Raw genomic sequence first — 16,206 nt, 5'->3', positions numbered from 1 at the left:
AATGAGCCCGACAGGCATATCGATTTTAGGTGCGACCGGCTCCATCGGAGCTTCGACTCTGGATGTTCTGGCGCGCAATCCCGAGCGCTATCGCCTCTACGCGGTCAGCGCCCACAGCCGGATGGACCGACTCGCCGAGATCATCCGCGTCCACCATCCGGAACATGCGGTCGTCAGCGACGAGGCCGCTGCCGACAAACTCGCAGCTTTGCTCAAGGAGGCGGGCGTCCGTTGTTCGATCAGCTGGGGCAGCGAAGCGCTCAGCGAAATGGCTTCGGCGGACGAAGTCGAAGTCGTGATGGCGGCGATCGTTGGCGCCGCGGCGCTGGCTCCGACGCTCGCTGCGGCCCGCTCGGGCAAGCGCATCCTGCTCGCGAACAAGGAAGCGCTGGTGATGTCGGGCAGTCTTCTGCTCGAAGCCGTCCGCGAAGGCGGCGCTGAACTGCTGCCGGTGGACAGCGAACACAACGCGATCTTCCAGTGCCTGCCTGCCGGCTTTGACTATGGTCTCGCGCGGGGCAACATCGTCAAGCTGTTGCTGACCGCTTCCGGCGGCCCGTTCCGGACTCTGCCGGCCGAGCGCTTCGGCGACATCACACCGGAGATGGCTGTCGCTCATCCGAACTGGGTCATGGGACGCAAGATCTCAGTCGATTCGGCGACGATGATGAACAAGGGGCTCGAAGTCATCGAAGCGCACTGGCTGTTCGGGGTCGATGCCGAACGGATCGAGGTTGTGATCCATCCGCAGAGCATGATCCATTCGATGGTTCAGTATGTCGATGGCTCGGTCATCGCGCAGATGGGCAACCCGGACATGCGCACGCCGATCGCTCATGCTTTGGCCTGGCCCGAGCGGATTCGCTCGGGGGTTGAGCCTGTCGACTTCAGTCGTCTCGCGGGGCTGAGCTTCGAGGCGCCGGATCCTGTCCGTTTCCCTTGCCTGAGGCTAGCTTACCAGGCCCTCAAGGCCGCCGGAACGGCGCCGGCGATCCTCAATGCGGCCAATGAAGTCGCGGTCGCCGCTTTTCTCGCCGGCCGTCTCTCCTTCGCCGCGATCGCCCGTCTGGTCGAGGAGACGCTGGCCGCGATCGTCGCGGTTCCGGCGAGTTGCCTGGATACGGTTCTCGGGGCAGACCGGGAAGCGCGCAGCGTCGCAAACGCGCTGCTCGCCCGCGCCGAGAAGTCTCGATGAGCGCGGCGATGACGGCGCTTGGCTACCTCGCCTCCTTTGTCCTGGCCATAGGCATCCTTGTTACCGTTCATGAATTCGGGCACTTCTGGGTCGCTCGCCGCTGTGGCGTGCGCATCCTGCGTTTTTCGATTGGTTTTGGGCGGCCGCTGCTGCGCTGGCAGCGCGATCCGGACTCCTGTGAATGGGTACTCGGTGCGATTCCGCTCGGCGGCTACGTCAAGATGCTCGATGAGCGCGAAGCTCCGGTGCCCGACGCGCAACAATCCGAGTCTTTCAACCGCAAGAACGTCTGGCAGAGGATAGCGATCGTCTCGGCCGGCCCCCTTGCGAATTTCCTTCTGGCGATCCTGATCTACTGGATTCTGTTCATGATCGGGGTCACTGAGTTGAGGCCTCTGGTCGGCGCGCCGCTCGCTAACTCTCCCGCCGAACGGGCAGGGCTGCGCGCGGGAGACCGGATTCTCGCGGTCAATGATCTGGCGGTCGAGAGTTGGTCAGAGCTGGGGTGGCAGCTTGTGCGCAGCGGTGTCGACCGCGCGTCGATAAGGCTAAGCGTGCAGAGCGAAGGGCAGGGCGCGCGGAAACTTCTGCTTGCAAGTGAAACGGTCAGGATCGATGGCAAGGACGTCGATGTCGTTCGCGACCTCGGTTTGAGCCTCTACCGCCCGAATCTGCCTCCCGTCATCGGTCAGATCCAGCCCGGTTCCCCGGCGGATAGGGCGGGCTTGCGCGCCGGCGATCGCATTGTTTCGATCGGCGGCGTGGCGATTCATTCCTGGGATGATCTGGTTGCGAAGATCGCGCCGGCGGCTGGGCGCACGCTGGATGTCCGCGTCCGGGCCAATTCGAACGAACGCTTGCTCCGCGTCGTGCCCGTCGCCCAGAGTGAACGCGGCAAGTCGATAGGTCGCATAGGCGTTGGCGTTGCCGAGGACAAGGCGCTGCGCGACAAGCTCTTCACTCGGCTCAGCTATGGTCCGCTCTCTGCGCTCGGACGCGCTGTGCGACTGACCGGTGAGACCGCAGGCCTGTCGCTGAAGATGTTCGGCCGCATGCTCAGCGGTGAGCTGTCGATGCGCAACATCAGCGGTCCGGTCACGATCGCCGACTACGCAGGTCAGTCAGCCCGGCAGGGGGTCGAAGCCTATACGCGTTTTGTCGCACTTATCAGCATCAGTATTGGCTTGCTAAACCTTTTCCCAATCCCTCTGCTGGATGGGGGGCACATCATGTATTATCTGGCGGAAGTGCTGATGCGGCGCCCGGTTTCCCAGCGGGTGATGGAAATCGGACAACAGATCGGTTTTCTCATTCTCGCGATGCTGATGGCGTTCGCGCTCTTCAACGACGTATCCCGTCTGCTCTCTTGATATCCCAATGCGACTGAAGCATCTCTCGGGGCTCATTCTGGCCCTATTTTCAACGTCACCGCTCTATGCGTTCGACGCTTTCGTGGTCAAGGACATTCGGGTCGAGGGTCTGCAGCGGACCGAGCCCGGGACAGTGTTCAGCTATCTGCCGGTCAAGGTCGGCGATACTCTGACCGAGGACAAGGCATCGCAGGCGATCAAGGCGCTCTATGGCACGGGTTTCTTCAAGGATGTCCGGCTGGAAGTCGACAAGGGCGTGCTGGTCGTCGTCATCGATGAGCGTCCGGCGATCGGCCTGATCGAGTTCGAGGGCAACAAGGCTTTCGAGAGCGACAAGCTGCGCAAGGGGCTGAAGGAAGCCGGGATTTCGGAGTCGCGGATTCTTGATCGGGCGCTGCTCGAACGGGCCGAGCAGGAACTCAAGCGTCAATACCTGAACAGCAGCTACTATGCGGCGACGGTCACGACCGAGATCACGCCGCTCGAGCGCAACCGGGTTTCCGTCAAGTTCAAGGTCAATGAAGGTGAGATTGCGGCGATCCGGGAAGTGTCGATCACCGGCAGTCAGAAGTTTTCCGAGAACGAACTGAAGAAACAGATCGTCGCGCGCCCCAAGCACTGGTTCGCTCCGCTGAACTGGATGTCCAAGGATCATGAGTATTCGAAGCCCAAGCTCCAGGGCGATATCGAATCGCTGCGCAGCTACTACATGAACCGCGGCTACCTCGACTTCAACGTCGAGTCGAGCCAGGTCTCGATCACACCGGACAAGCGCGACGTCTATATCGCGTTGGCTCTGGCCGAAGGCGAACAATACCGCGTCGCCACCGTCAAGGTTGTCGGCGATCTGATCGTCAGTGACATGGAGATCCGGGCGCTGGTGTCGCTGCGTCCTGGGGATATCTTCTCGCGTGAGCACCTGACCGAAACGACCAAGGCGATCAGCGAACGCTTGGGCAACGAAGGTTATGCCTTCGCGAATGTCAATGCGGCGCCCGAGCTGGACAAGGCCAAGCGGGAAGTCTCATTCACGATCTTCGTCGATCCGGGCAAGCGGGTTTATGTGCGGCAGGTGAACCTCGCTGGCAATACCCGCACCCGCGACGAAGTGATCCGCCGCGAACTGCGCCAGTTTGAAAGCGCGTGGTACGACGGCAGCAAGATCAAGCGTTCGAAGGCGCGCCTCGACCGGCTCGGCTACTTCGATGAAACCAACGTCGAAACCCCTGCGGTTCCTGGTACTTCCGACCAGGTTGACATGAACGTGACCGTCAAGGAGCGGGCGACGGGCAACCTGATGCTCGGTGCCGGCTATTCGACGACCGATAAACTGATCCTGTCCGGATCGATCTCGCAGAGCAATATTTTCGGCTCCGGTAATTCGCTCAATGTCAGCGTTAATACCGGGCAATCGAGCCGTACTCTGGTGACCTCGTTCACGAATCCGTACTACACCCCGGAGGGGATGCGTCTCGGTTACGACGTCTATCACCGCATCTATGAGCCGTCTACGACGACTTCGGTCGATACCTACAAGACGACTTCGACGGGCGGCGGTATCCGCGTGGGCTACCCGATCGCCGAGGACGACCTGATCAATTTCGGGCTCTCGGCGGATTCGACCGAGACCGGGGTCTATAGCGACTCGAGCAATCAGATCCTCGACTTCGTCAATCGTTTCGGTGACCGGACGACGACAGTGCTCGGCACGATAGGCTGGAGCTACGATAGCCGCGACAGTTATCTCGCGCCGACCCGTGGCCTCTCCCAGTCCCTGACCGCCGAGGTGGCGCTGCCCATCGCTGAACAGCGCTACTACCGGATCCACAACCAGACCCAGTATTTCATTCCGGTGTACTTCAAGGACGATTCGCTGATGTTGCAGGCGAATCTGGGCTATGCGTCCGGTTACGGCGGCAAGCCCGTGCCTTTCTTCAAGAACTACTACGCGGGCGGTATCGGTTCGGTGCGCGGCTACAAGGACAACACCCTCGGGCCGCAGACCCTCAGCAGCGATGGGGTGACTTATCGCGCCTCAGGCGGTACGCGAACGATCACCTTTGGCGCCGAGTACTACGCGCCGATGCCAGTCACCGGGATCGACAAGACTTTCCGGATCAGCGCCTTCGTCGATGGCGGCCAGGTATGGGGCGCCAGCCAGACCGTCAATCTGCGCGATCTGAGGTATAGTGCGGGGCTGGCTCTGGCCTGGATCTCGCCGATTGGTCCGCTCAAATTCAGCTTTGGTACACCGCTGAACAAGAAGGAAGGCGACAAGACCCAGCGCTTCCAGTTCCAACTGGGCAATATTTTCTGATCCCGAGGAGGTTGTTGTGAGTTTTGTTCGTGGCTTGCTGGTGACTGCGATCGGTCTGGGTATTGCAACGGGTGCGTGCGCCCAGAGCAAGATCGGCTTCGTGAATTCTGAGCGGGTCTTGCGCGAAGCGCCTCCTGCTGTTAAGGCACAAAAGAAGCTCGAGAAGGAATTTGAAAAGCGTGACCAGGATCTCCAGAAGCTTGCCAAGCAGCTTCAGGGGATGCAGGAAAACCTGGAAAAGAACAGCGTGACGATGTCCGATGGCGAGCGCAAGAACAAGGAGCGTGACTTCAACGAGGCCACCCGTGAGTTTCAGCGTCGTCAGCGCGAGTTCCGCGAAGATCTGAACCAGCGCCGCAACGAAGAGCTGGCGACGGTTCTCGAGCGCGCAAACAAGGCGATCCGCGAGATCGCCGAGACCGAAAAGTACGACGCTATCCTTCAGGATGCGATTTTCATCAGCCCGCGCGTCGATTTGACCGAAAAGGTCATCAAGGCGTTGGCCGACAAGTAAGCCGTGCCGACGCTCATGGAGATCGCCTCCCGCCTCGGGGGGCGAGTCGAAGGCAATGGTTCGGTCGAGATTCGTCAGATCGGCAGCCTTCAATCCGCCGGGGAAGGCGAAATCGCCTTCCTCGCTTCGGTCAAACACCGCAGAGATCTCGAGAAGACCGGGGCTGCAGCGGTGATCCTGGCGCAGAACGCCATGGATTTGACCGCGCTGCCGCGCATCGTCTGCGATAACCCCTACCTGTATTACGCCCGCCTTGCCCAGTGGCTCAACCCTGCGCCCGAGCAGGCTGAAGGTGTTCACCCGGGGGCTGTCGTCGAGTCCGAGCTGCCTTCCTCGACCCGCGTCGGCCCACTCGCCTATGTTGGTCCGGACTGCGAGTTCGGCGAGAACGTGACGATAGGACCGGGCTGCATGGTCGATGCCGGGGTGCGGATCGGATCGAATACGCGGCTGGTCGGACAGGTTGCGATCTATCACGACTGCGTGATCGGGGCGAACTGCATCCTGCACGCCGGTGTCGTGATCGGCGCCGACGGCTTTGGCTATGCGCGCGAGCGCACCGGGGCCTGGGTCAAGATTCCGCAGATCGGGCGGGTTCTGATCGGAGATGACGTCGAGATTGGCGCCAATACGACCGTCGATCGCGGTGCGCTTGACGATACGATCATCGCCAAGGGCGTGAAGCTCGACAACCTCGTCCAGATCGCCCATAACGTGCATATTGGCGAGCACTCGGCAATGGCGGGCTGCGTCGGTGTTGCCGGCAGCGCGCATATCGGCGCACGGGTGATGGTCGGTGGCCAGGCGGGGATCAGCGGCCACCTCGACATCGCCGATGATACGGTCGTTTCGGCCCGGACTCTGGTCAGCAAGTCGATCACGACCCCGGGAATTTACACTTCGGCGATGCCCGGCATGGAGCACGCTGAATGGATGAAGAGTGCCGCCCACTTCCGGCATCTCGACGCGATGGCGGCGAGGCTCAGGGAGATGGAAAAGCGGATCTCAGAACTGGAGAGTAAAGTTTGATTACCATGGACATCGGCGAGGTGATGCAATACCTGCCGCACCGCTACCCCTTCCTGTTGATCGACCGCGTACTGGAACTCGTTCCCGGCGAACGGATCAAGGCACTCAAGAACGTCACAGTCAACGAACAGTTCTTCACCGGTCACTTCCCGCATCACCCGGTGATGCCGGGCGTTCTGGTCATCGAAGCGATGGCCCAGACCGCCGCGGTGATGTCGTACAAGACGCGCGACGTGAAGCCTGATGCGAATACGGTCGCTTACTTCGCCGGCATCGACAATGTCCGTTTCAAGCGGCCGGTTCTGCCGGGCGATCAGCTGATCTTCGACGTGCGCCTGGTCAAGAACAAGGGTGATCTGTGGAAGTACAGCGGCACGGCCTCGATAGACGGTGAAGTCGCCGCTTCCGCCGATCTGATGTGCTTCTTCAAGAGGCTTGCATGATTCATCAAACTGCGATCATCCATCCCGATGCGAAGATAGCGGAAGGGGTCGAGATCGGCCCCTTTTCCGTCATTGGGGAAGGCGTCGAGATCGGCGCCGGAACCTGGATTGGACCGCATGTCGTGATCACCGGGCTGACCCGGATTGGCAAGGACAACCGGATCTATCAGTTCTGCTCGCTCGGTGAGCGTCCTCAGGACATGAAGTATGCAGGCGAGCCGACCCGGCTCGAAATCGGCGACCGCAACTCGATTCGCGAGTACTGCAACTTCAACACCGGTACGGCCCAGGATGCAGGTGTGACGCGGATCGGCAACGACAACTGGATCATGGCCTCGGTCCACGTCGGTCACGATTGTGTGCTCGGTGACCGGACCATCCTGGCCAATAATGTGACCCTTGGGGGGCACGTCCATGTCGGTGACTGGGTGATCCTGGGCGGCATGACCGCTGTTCACCAGTTCACGCGCATCGGCGCGCACAGCATGTGCGGCGGCGGGACGATCCTGGTGCAGGATCTGCCGCCCTTCGTGATGTGCAATGGCAGCCCGGCCGAAGTTCACGGCATCAACAGTGAAGGCCTGCGCCGTCGCGGTTACTCGTCCTCGGCGATCACCGCGATCAAACGCGCATACAAGGCCCTGTACCGCAAGGGACAGACTCTCGACGAAGCTCGCCAGGAAATCGCCACCCTCGCCGCCGAAGTGCCTGAACTCGTCCAGATGGTCGAGTTTCTTGCGACGCCGGGGCGCGGCATCGTCCGCTGAACAGTCATGGCTGTCACGATAGCGCTGGTCGCCGGAGAGGCTTCGGGCGACCAATTGGGCGCTCGCCTGATCGCCGCTCTGAAGGCCAGGCTGCCTGACGCGCGTTTCCTCGGCATTGGCGGGGCGCAGATGCGCGAAGAGGGGCTGGTCGCCTGGCACGACAGCGAGCGCCTGGCCGTCAATGGCTTTGGCGATGCGCTGCGCCGTCTGCCCGAATTGCTCGCGATCCGGCGCGATCTGCTGCGCCGAATCGTGGACGCGGACGTCGATCTGTTCATAGGCATTGATGCGCCTGATTTCAATCTGGGCGTTGAGCGCCGCCTCAAGAAGCGCGGAATCCGGACGCTTCACTATGTCAGCCCGTCGATTTGGGCCTGGCGGGGAGGGCGGGCCAGGAAAATCAAGCGCTCGGCCGACCATGTGCTGTGCCTTTTCCCCTGCGAACCTGAGCTCTACGCGAAACATGGCGTTGCCGCGACTTTTGTGGGTCATCCGTTGGCTGATGAGTTTCCGCTTTTCCCGGATAAGGCGGGGGCGCGTGCGCAGCTGGGGTTGCCCGCGGAGAGCGCAGTCGTCGCGCTGATGCCGGGGAGCCGGATCGGGGAAGTCGAGGCGCTGGCCGACCATTTCGTGTCTTGCGCGAAGATATTGGCGGGCCGCTTTCCCGATATCCGTTTCCTCGCGCCCGTGCTGAGCCGGGAAACCCGGGATCGACTCGCCCAGGCGATCGCCTCCGCCCAGCTCGATGCGAACACCCGGATCACGATCATGATCGGTCATTCGCACCTGGCGATGATCGCCGCCGACGCCGTGCTGCTTGCGAGCGGAACCGCGGCGCTCGAAGCCGCCTTGCTCAAGCGTCCGATGGTTGTCGCCTATCGGATCTCGCGCTTCTCCTACTGGATACTCAAGCGCCTGATGTATCTGCCCTGGGTTTCATTGCCCAACATCCTTGCCCGCGAGGCTCTGGTTCCCGAACTGCTGCAGGACGACTGCGAGCCCGGGAAGATGGCCGAGGCGCTTGCCCACTGGCTTGGTGATTCGACGGCGACCGGGCTGCTGATCGATCGCTTCGAAACGCTGCACAAGACGCTGGCTCGCGACAACGCACGCCGCGCGGCTGAAGTCGTGCTCGCGATGCTGGCGGGGCGGCCATGACGCTGCCCGAACGAAGCGCTGGTCTGCTCGCCGGAGTCGACGAAGCCGGTCGGGGGCCTCTGTGCGGAGCGGTCGTCGCGGCTGCCGTGATCCTCGATCCAGTGCACCCGATCGCCGGTCTCAAGGATTCAAAGAAGCTCTCCGAGCACCGGCGCGAAGCGCTCGCCGAAGAGATTCGCGAACATGCGCTCTGCTGGGCGATCGCCGAGGCGAGCGCCGCCGAGATAGACAGCCTCAACATCCTGCAGGCCACGATGCTTGCGATGCGTCGCGCCGTCGAGGCGCTGAAGATCGCGCCTGCTGAGGTCTGGGTCGACGGCAACCGCTGCCCGACGCTGGCGCTACCGGTCCAGGCCATCGTCAAGGGTGATGCGCTCGTTGCCGAGATCTCGGCTGCCTCCATCCTCGCGAAGACCGAGCGGGACAGGCAGCTGCGCGAACTCGATCGCAGCTACCCCCAGTTCGGCCTGGCGCGCCACAAGGGCTATCCGACCGCCGAGCACCTGGAGGCCTTGCGCCTTCATGGTGTTCCTGACTTTTATCGGCGCAGCTACCGGCCGGTTCGCGAGTTGCTCGCCCAGGGGCGATTGTTCGAATGAAGCTGATCTCGTCCCGCGACAATGCTGAATTCAAGCGCCTCCGGTTGTTGATCGATTCCGCGCGCGCGCGCCGCAGCGATGAGCTCACGGTGCTCGAAGGCGCGCATCTCGTCCGCGCAGCGCTCGAACACGATTGCTCCTTGCGCGCCGTCTTCGCCAGCGCGGGGGAGCGGGTCGCAGAGATCGAGGCCTTGCTCGCACACCTTCCCGAGGCTGTGTGCCGCCTGCTCGATCCGGCGTTGATGGCTAGCCTCAGTTCCGCCAATCCGTCCCACGCCTTGCTGGCCCTGTTTGCGCCCGAGGCACCGGAGCACGCCCCGGATCCGCTGCGCGACTGGCTGGTTCTCGACGGAGTCCAGGATGCCGGGAATGTCGGGACGCTGATGCGCACGGCCGCCGCGGCGGGAATCGATCAGGTGCTACTCGGGCCGGGATGCGCTCAGGCCTGGAGCCCGAAAGTGCTGCGCGCCGCGATGGGCGCGCACTTCTGCGTTGCGATCCACGAAGTCGCCGACCTGCCCTATGAACTCGGGCGCTATCGCGGCCGGATCGCCGCGACGCGACTGGACGGCGCGACCGATCTCTACGCCCTCGATCTTCTTCCTCCCGTGGCCTGGGTTTTCGGCTCGGAAGGGCAGGGAGTCAGCGAGGGGGTCGCGCACCTCGCCCAGCTTGGTGTGCACATCCCGATGCAGCCAGGCATCGAATCCTTGAACGTGGCGGCCGCTGCGGCGATCTGTCTGTTCGAGCAGCGCCGCCAGCGCGCGGGATCGCTCAGCGGCTGAGCGGAGCGGATGCGGAAGGGCCGACAGTGTCGTCGCTTCCCGGACTGATCGAGAATTCGATGACCCAGCGCGTGCGTACGGGCTCGCCGTCGATCTCTCCTGGCTTGATTGGGGTTGAGCGGACCAGCTGCTCAAGATAGCGGACCGCACCGCTCATTTCCGCCCCTTCGCTCGACGATTCCACCCGGTCTATGACTCCGTTCTCGTCGAGGTAGATCACCAGGATTACCCGGCCTTCCTTCTGACTGATCGCAAGCGGAAGGAACTCCGGGATGTCCTCGCCAAAGCTTGGGCTCTGGGTCAGATCCAGAGGCGAGAAGTAGGGGGCGGGAAGCCCTGGAATCGCGATGCTCCGCTTCCCCTGCGCGGAAGTGTCACGGCTTTCCGGCGTAGGCTTGAGTTCAGCCGCCTTGGCATCGGACGGCGCATGGGAGGGGGGCTTGGGGGCGTCCTGACGATCGTCGTGGCTGGCCTCTGCTGGCCGTCTCGTCTGAAGCGGATTCAGACGAGCGGAAAGCTTTGTGCTGCCCGTTTGTCCGTGATGTTCAGCTGGACCCGAGAGCAGCGCAAAGAAATGCAACGAAACCGCGAGGAAGAAAGCGAGAGTGAGCCGGCGATCTTCCTTCGGGAATGCAGGAGTTCTCACCAGCAGTTCGCTTGCGCGCTCGCCCCTTTCGTGAATGCGCCGGACTGATCCAGAGCCAGGGTCGAGCAGCGATCCCCGTCCATTGTTCCGGTCGGAGTCAGGGTCAGTGTGAAGGTGTCCGGCTTGTCATCTGCGGTCGTCAAGCTCACGGAATAGTAGGCTGTTCCGGAACGGGGCGATTGGGAGAATGGCAATGAGCTGGTCGTTGCCCCGGAGTACTTGTTGTTCTCGGTGTAATAGCGCTCCATGAACTGGGCCAGTTCGGTCAGATCGGCCTTTGCCTCGGACCGATGACCGGCCTTGACGTGCTCGAGGTAGTTGGGCAGAGCGATCGCCGTCAAAATACCGACGATCGCTATCACAACCATTATTTCGATCAGCGTAAATCCGTTTTTCTTCATGTTCATTTTCACTCCCGTGGGAGCCTCCTCACTTCTGAATCACTTCTCGCCAACTTATCCGCGTGCCACCCAGTGCGTTGCCATTGAGCTTGGTCGTAACCGGTTTGGGTTGGGTCGGGTCGGAAGGCTTTGTCGTATTGCTGACGGCGGCACTGGTGCCGTCCTTGCCCGGAGGCAGGATCGCACTGCCGCCCAGCACGCCGCCGACCGAAACTCCGACGACACTGGAAGCCTGGCCCGAGAAAGCCCCTGAAGTCAGCCCGCCGTTCAGATAGGAGACGGCCATCAGATAGCCGGTTCCGCCGCAGTCGCAGAGATTGGTGTTGGGCAGGAAGGTGTTGTAGAAGACCGTACCGCCGAGCACGGTGATCGTACCGGTCTGCCTCTCACCGCTTTGCGGGAAGTCCTCGACCCAGCCCATTTTCTTTCCTGCGCCAGAGCCCCAGGTGATCGCGACATTGGTGACCGTGCGCGTGCCGTCATCCGTGCCCGCACTGATGGTCTGGGACTGATAATCTGCACGCGTTGTCGCGATGTCCTTATCCCAGACACCGTACATCGCGTCGGTCTGCGACGAGGTTACATCGCCGCTGGTCAGGTAGCGTCCGGAGCCAAAATAGACCAGTGTCGTGCTGGTGTCGTTCGGGTGCCAGGTCACGGCCGGAGCGCTGGTGATCGGGCGACGGTTGCTGGTGGTACACGGACTGGCCGAGCAGGCGATGGCCAGCGGCGAACCGCTGAGTCCGACCGACCAACTGCTCTGATCGGTGCTCGCCACGTTAAACTTCCACAGATTTCCCTTCAGGTCGCCGGCATAGATCGCATCGGGGACGCCATCCAGATCGATGTCGAAAGCGGTGACCGGCCCCAGACCGTTCGAGCCTCCCGTTTCTGCGGTGAGCTTGACGTAGTCGGTGGCGGCCCAGCTTCCGCCGCTGGCCTTCAGAAAGACAATATAGAGAACCGCCTTCTCGCTGGTGCTGTTGTAGCCATTGCCGAAGATCGCGGCCCACTTGCCATTGGCCATCTTCGCGATGACCGGGTTGCCATAGATGTGACCCAGATCGCCGCTGCTATCGTCGGAGTCGAGGAATTCGAAGAGAACCAGCGAGCTGGCATTGGCTTCGGTAAAGTTTGCGGGATTAGTGACGTCCAGAGCGAAGATGCCTTTTCCGCCTTTCCTCAGGCCGCTGACCAGCACGGTCTTCCAGTTTGCGCCGATCTGCGCATCGGCGACCTCCGGGGAGCCATCGACCGAGAATTTGTGGCTGCTGTTATAGCCTTGGTTGCTCAGCGTCGCGATGGCGCCATAGACCTGACTGGGAACATAGGCGAGCACTTCGGCGCCAGTCGTCGCGTTGAAGCCGTGCATCATGCCGTCGTTCGCTCCGACATAGACGACCGGAGTGCGGCTCTTGTTGTTCGTTCGGAATGTCAGGAAATCCGAATTCATGTAGGCGCTCAGGAAACGGTCGGTCGAATTGTATTGACCGGCGGGCTTGCCGACATAGACCGGGTTTGAGTCGACGATGTCGCCGAGCTTGGTCGTGCGGACGCGGAACTTGCCGCTGTCCGCCCCTTCGTTGCTCGCGTCGCCGCGGATATAGCTGAGCCGGTTCTGTGCCGTGGTTTCGCTGCCGGTGACAGCGCTGTCATAGCCCAGAGCGGTTTTCTGCGCGGCGCCGATATTGGTCCAGCGGAACGGAGTGCCGCTGCGCGTCGTGCTCGTATTGCCTCCCGCGTCGGTCGTCGTCGTGGTGCTCGTCGTGAGGATGACCCGGTCGGTCGCCGCTTTGCTACCCAGCTGCGCTGCAGCGCTCCAGCTCTGAGTCAGTGCGAGTGAGGATGGATCGAGAGAATATGCGAGTAGATCGCCGGTCCAGCTCTTGGGAGTGAATAGGCCCTGATAGATGCTGGTGCCCGTCTGCAGGGTTCCCGTGCTCGCAGAGGCTGCTGAACCGGCGGTCGTGTCGCTGATGCCGGAGAGCGCGCGATCGAGAGAGGCCTCGAGGATGCCCGGGTTCGTCACATAGAAGTAGTTGTCGGGCAGGCCGTCTGCACCGGCTGTGCCGGTCGTGTTGTTGAGCTTGTCCCAGGAAGAGGCGCTGGAGGGGGTCGTTACGCTGTCTGTTGCGTCGAAGCCGCCCCATTTCGCGGCATAGAACATCGGGTCTTCGAGCGCTTTGGCGCCGCTACCGTTGCCGATCGTATAGGTGGCCGTGGTGACTGGTCCTGCAGAGTTCGAAGATGTCGAGTCATTGCACCCTGAAGCGCAGGCGCTCGAAGCCGAGTCGGAATACTTGAAGCCATAGATTCCGGAGTGGAAGTGCGCGCCATCCTTGTCCGTTCCGGAGATCGTGTACCCGAAGCCTTGGGCATGGGCGGTAGACGCGGAAGTTACCTGCGTCGAAATTGTCAGCGTAGAACCAGAGACCGTGTATTCGATCGTGCCCCGGACGTCCTGGTCATAGTCGCCACCTTGGTTGCTATCTTCCCAGAGGATTTCGAACTTTCCTCCCGTGGCCGTCGGCAGAGTCTTGATCCGGAAGTCAACGATCGTTCCCGTTCCGTTATTGCCGTATTGCAAGAAATAGGCGGGCTGGATCACGACATTGGTTCCGGGGATCTTGATCCGGGGAACGTTGGTGGCCATCTGGACTGCGTAGCTTTTGACCGTATAGGGGGTCGAGGAGTCGTTGGCCCCCGAGATACGGTCGCGGATCGCATTGGTGTGTGCGAAATAGGCAGCCCCGGCCATGAAATAGCTGCCATAGAGGCTGGGGGCTTCAGGACAGATTCCGGAGAAAGAGCTCAGCGACGAGACGGTCTTGGCCGTGCAGATGCCTTCGTCTGAACCGCTCCCGCCGATTCGTCCGACGAAAGCCGAGGTCCCGCTGATCCCCTCTCCGCTTCCTACGCTATCGGTCCATTTGCTCAGGTTGGGGGATCCCTTGAGGGATGTGAAGGGCGTGCTGGCCTGATCGCTGTCGAATGAGGATACCGATGCATTGAACATCAATACGTTGAGCGGCGAGCAGTAATTGTCCTTGGTCAGCGGGCCACTGCCCCAATCGGCGGGAGTGGACAGGCCGACCCGGCTGTCTGCATTGCTCGTTCCGCTATAGAGGAAAGCGCTGGTCGGGGTCTTGCCCGCCAGATAGCGCAGCGATTCGATGTAGACTTCCGACATCGGATTCCCCCAGCTCGCACAGTTGCCTTCATTCGCAGGTTTGCCCTGCTGGTTCTGGCCTGTCCCGTCGCTGACGATTCCGGTCTGCTGGTAATTGCAGGAGTCGGATTCTCCACTGCCTCCGAAGTAAAGACCGGAATCGTAGTTGTATCCGTATATCCTCAGTTTGGAGATGGTCTTTATGATCCCGTCGTTGCCGGTAAAGGTTCCATCTGAGGCCTTGATCTCGTCCTTTGTCGTATCGCCCGTATTGGACAGCGGAAGCGTCGCCGCTTTGCGCAACACGCCGCCAGAGATGTTCTTGACATAGGAACCTGTCATCAAGCCGAAGTAGATCCGCGGGCGGTAATCGGAGGTCGTGCCGGCCCGTTCTCCATATTTCTGGAGTAAACCGATCGGCTTGTAATTTGTTCCGTCGTAGGATTTGCAGTTTTCAGTGCCTATCTTGCCGCTGACACAGGCGTCGACGCGGACGGTGAACTCGGCATCGCTGCTCGGTCTGCTCGGGTTGAACGTGGTCGAGTAGTCGCCTTTCCAATAGCATTGCTTGAGTTCGTTCGATGTCCAGTTCCGGTAGTCCCCGCTGGCTCTGCGGAAAACCGGTGCGGCGGTGGTCGAATGGGACTTGCCTGTGGTCGCATAGCTGGTGTTGCAGAAGGAAACCCCATTGGGGTTGTTGGCGCTCGTGAACGGGGTGAAATTCCCGAGATTGCTGCCCGTGTAGTACTTGACCCAGGAGTGGGCATCGGTCGGGATCGTTGCCCTCTCGAGTACCGTCGAACTGCTCGTTTCGGAAGATCGCAAGCCGCCGAACAGCACTTTTCTCATGATGTCCAGGCGGGACATCGAGACCCAGTTCAGGAAGTTGCCGCTCCAGTTGCCGCTGCAGCTGCTGGGGGCTGTGCTACCTCCGCCCGCAGTGGCAGGAGAAAATTTGCTGTTCGCATACGAATAGCACTTGGTCGGATCGAAGTAGCCGTAGTAAAGGAAACTGTTGTTGAAGGTCGTCTCGGTCGAATCGAGCGTCCCGTTTCCGTTCAGATCCGTGTAATCGTTGTAGGCCTTGTAGAAGAGCTGGTGATCTCGCGAGATATCCAGCATCACGATCGGCGAGGCCGTGTAGGACGTGAAGAGTGGTTCGTCCGGAAGGACTAGCTGTGAGGCTGTTGCGGTCAGCGGTACGCACAGATGAGCCACCAGCGCGATGCCCAGAGCCGCTTTTTGGAAGAATCTGATTTGAAATGTCATGGAGAACCCCAGCCGGATGTCCCGTATCACTTGACGGGATAGAAGGCGCTTTGAAGAGTGACGATCGTGCTGCTGTTCTGGCCCGTCGAGTGGGCCGTGACGCGGAAGGTTTTGGCCGGACCGCCGCTGCCCGGGTTCGGAATCAGTCCGGTGTATTCGATGAAATAGCGGGGAGAGGTGGCGAGGGTGGCGCTCAGCTCGGAGCTGCTCGCGGTCGCCGATTTTGCATCGTCCCAAGTATAGCTATAGAGATCCGGCGCGTTTCCGGTGGAGCAGAAGGCATTGGTGCAGGACGAGTCGCCGTCGAAAGCGGAGATTTCGCGGGTCGCTGCTTCGCCTTCTCGCAGCGTGGTCTCGGTCGCCTGGAGCGCGATCGCGCGATCGCGGCTGTGGCTTGCCATTCTCTCCTGAAGTCCCGCTGCCTGCATCGCGGTGATGCCCAGCATCATGATCACCATCATGAAAACCAGCACGACCACCAGTGAGAAACCGGCCTGCTTTTGACTTTCGCGGAAAGGAAATTTGTTATCGGATCTGGACATGG

General features: G+C 61.3%; 14 protein-coding genes. 10 read left to right on the top strand and 4 right to left on the bottom strand.

Annotated elements, in window-relative coordinates:
* Position 1 precedes the first annotated feature (1 nt).
* The 10 genes from ispC to ACHFB9_RS10285 are packed head-to-tail and all read left to right on the top strand — an operon-like array spanning position 2 to position 10,177.
* Entirely contained in the window at positions 2–1,195 is a 1,194-nt protein-coding gene (gene ispC, locus ACHFB9_RS10330) for a 1-deoxy-D-xylulose-5-phosphate reductoisomerase (RefSeq protein WP_417066942.1), read from the top strand.
* Positions 1,192–2,565 (top strand): RIP metalloprotease RseP, encoded by a 1,374-nt coding sequence (gene rseP / locus ACHFB9_RS10325; RefSeq protein ID WP_417066940.1) that lies wholly within the window; start codon positions 1,192–1,194, stop codon positions 2,563–2,565. Before ispC ends, rseP begins: the two co-directional genes overlap by 4 nt.
* Before the next feature lie 7 nt (positions 2,566–2,572).
* Positions 2,573–4,882, top strand: coding sequence for an outer membrane protein assembly factor BamA (gene bamA / locus ACHFB9_RS10320; RefSeq protein WP_417066938.1), 2,310 nt, complete (start codon positions 2,573–2,575; stop codon positions 4,880–4,882).
* Positions 4,883–4,898: 16 nt separating this feature from the next.
* Positions 4,899–5,396, top strand: coding sequence for an OmpH family outer membrane protein (locus tag ACHFB9_RS10315; RefSeq protein ID WP_417066936.1), 498 nt, complete (start codon positions 4,899–4,901; stop codon positions 5,394–5,396).
* Positions 5,397–5,411: 15 nt separating this feature from the next.
* Complete coding sequence (gene lpxD, locus ACHFB9_RS10310; RefSeq protein ID WP_417071370.1) at positions 5,412–6,425, top strand: UDP-3-O-(3-hydroxymyristoyl)glucosamine N-acyltransferase; 1,014 nt, start codon at positions 5,412–5,414, stop codon at positions 6,423–6,425.
* A 5-nt stretch (positions 6,426–6,430) separates the two neighbouring features.
* Entirely contained in the window at positions 6,431–6,868 is a 438-nt protein-coding gene (gene fabZ / locus ACHFB9_RS10305; RefSeq protein WP_417071368.1) for a 3-hydroxyacyl-ACP dehydratase FabZ, read from the top strand.
* Complete coding sequence (gene lpxA, locus ACHFB9_RS10300) at positions 6,865–7,635, top strand: acyl-ACP--UDP-N-acetylglucosamine O-acyltransferase (RefSeq protein WP_417066935.1); 771 nt, start codon at positions 6,865–6,867, stop codon at positions 7,633–7,635. The genes fabZ and lpxA overlap by 4 nt, the downstream gene beginning before the upstream one ends.
* Before the next feature lie 6 nt (positions 7,636–7,641).
* Complete coding sequence (lpxB, locus tag ACHFB9_RS10295) at positions 7,642–8,793, top strand: lipid-A-disaccharide synthase (RefSeq protein WP_417066934.1); 1,152 nt, start codon at positions 7,642–7,644, stop codon at positions 8,791–8,793.
* Positions 8,790–9,392, top strand: coding sequence for a ribonuclease HII (rnhB, locus tag ACHFB9_RS10290; protein ID WP_417066933.1), 603 nt, complete (start codon positions 8,790–8,792; stop codon positions 9,390–9,392). The genes lpxB and rnhB overlap by 4 nt, the downstream gene beginning before the upstream one ends.
* A complete protein-coding gene (locus ACHFB9_RS10285) occupies positions 9,389–10,177 on the top strand; it encodes a TrmH family RNA methyltransferase (RefSeq protein WP_417066932.1) in 789 nt (262 codons plus the stop codon). Before rnhB ends, ACHFB9_RS10285 begins: the two co-directional genes overlap by 4 nt.
* On the opposite strand, the gene ACHFB9_RS10280 is transcribed toward ACHFB9_RS10285, so the two are convergent.
* The 4 genes from ACHFB9_RS10280 to ACHFB9_RS10265 are packed head-to-tail and all read right to left on the bottom strand — an operon-like array spanning position 10,167 to position 16,204.
* Positions 10,167–10,823 (bottom strand): hypothetical protein, encoded by a 657-nt coding sequence (locus ACHFB9_RS10280; RefSeq protein WP_417066930.1) that lies wholly within the window; start codon positions 10,821–10,823, stop codon positions 10,167–10,169. The genes ACHFB9_RS10285 and ACHFB9_RS10280 overlap by 11 nt on opposite strands.
* Positions 10,820–11,230, bottom strand: coding sequence for a type IV pilin protein (locus tag ACHFB9_RS10275; RefSeq protein ID WP_417066929.1), 411 nt, complete (start codon positions 11,228–11,230; stop codon positions 10,820–10,822). The genes ACHFB9_RS10280 and ACHFB9_RS10275 overlap by 4 nt, the downstream gene beginning before the upstream one ends.
* A 22-nt stretch (positions 11,231–11,252) precedes the next feature.
* Entirely contained in the window at positions 11,253–15,662 is a 4,410-nt protein-coding gene (locus ACHFB9_RS10270) for a pilus assembly protein (RefSeq protein ID WP_417066928.1), read from the bottom strand.
* A gap of 26 nt (positions 15,663–15,688) precedes the next feature.
* Positions 15,689–16,204 carry a pilus assembly PilX family protein gene (locus ACHFB9_RS10265; protein ID WP_417066926.1) on the bottom strand — a complete coding sequence of 172 codons (516 nt, stop codon included), beginning with the start codon at positions 16,202–16,204 and terminating at the stop codon, positions 15,689–15,691.
* Positions 16,205–16,206: the final 2 nt, after the last annotated feature.

This window comes from Niveibacterium terrae (assembly GCF_048213115.1).
Lineage (GTDB): Bacteria > Pseudomonadota > Gammaproteobacteria > Burkholderiales > Rhodocyclaceae > Niveibacterium > Niveibacterium terrae.
The sequence above is the reverse complement of the archived record's forward strand: the minus strand, read 5'-3'. Positions and strand labels throughout refer to the sequence as shown.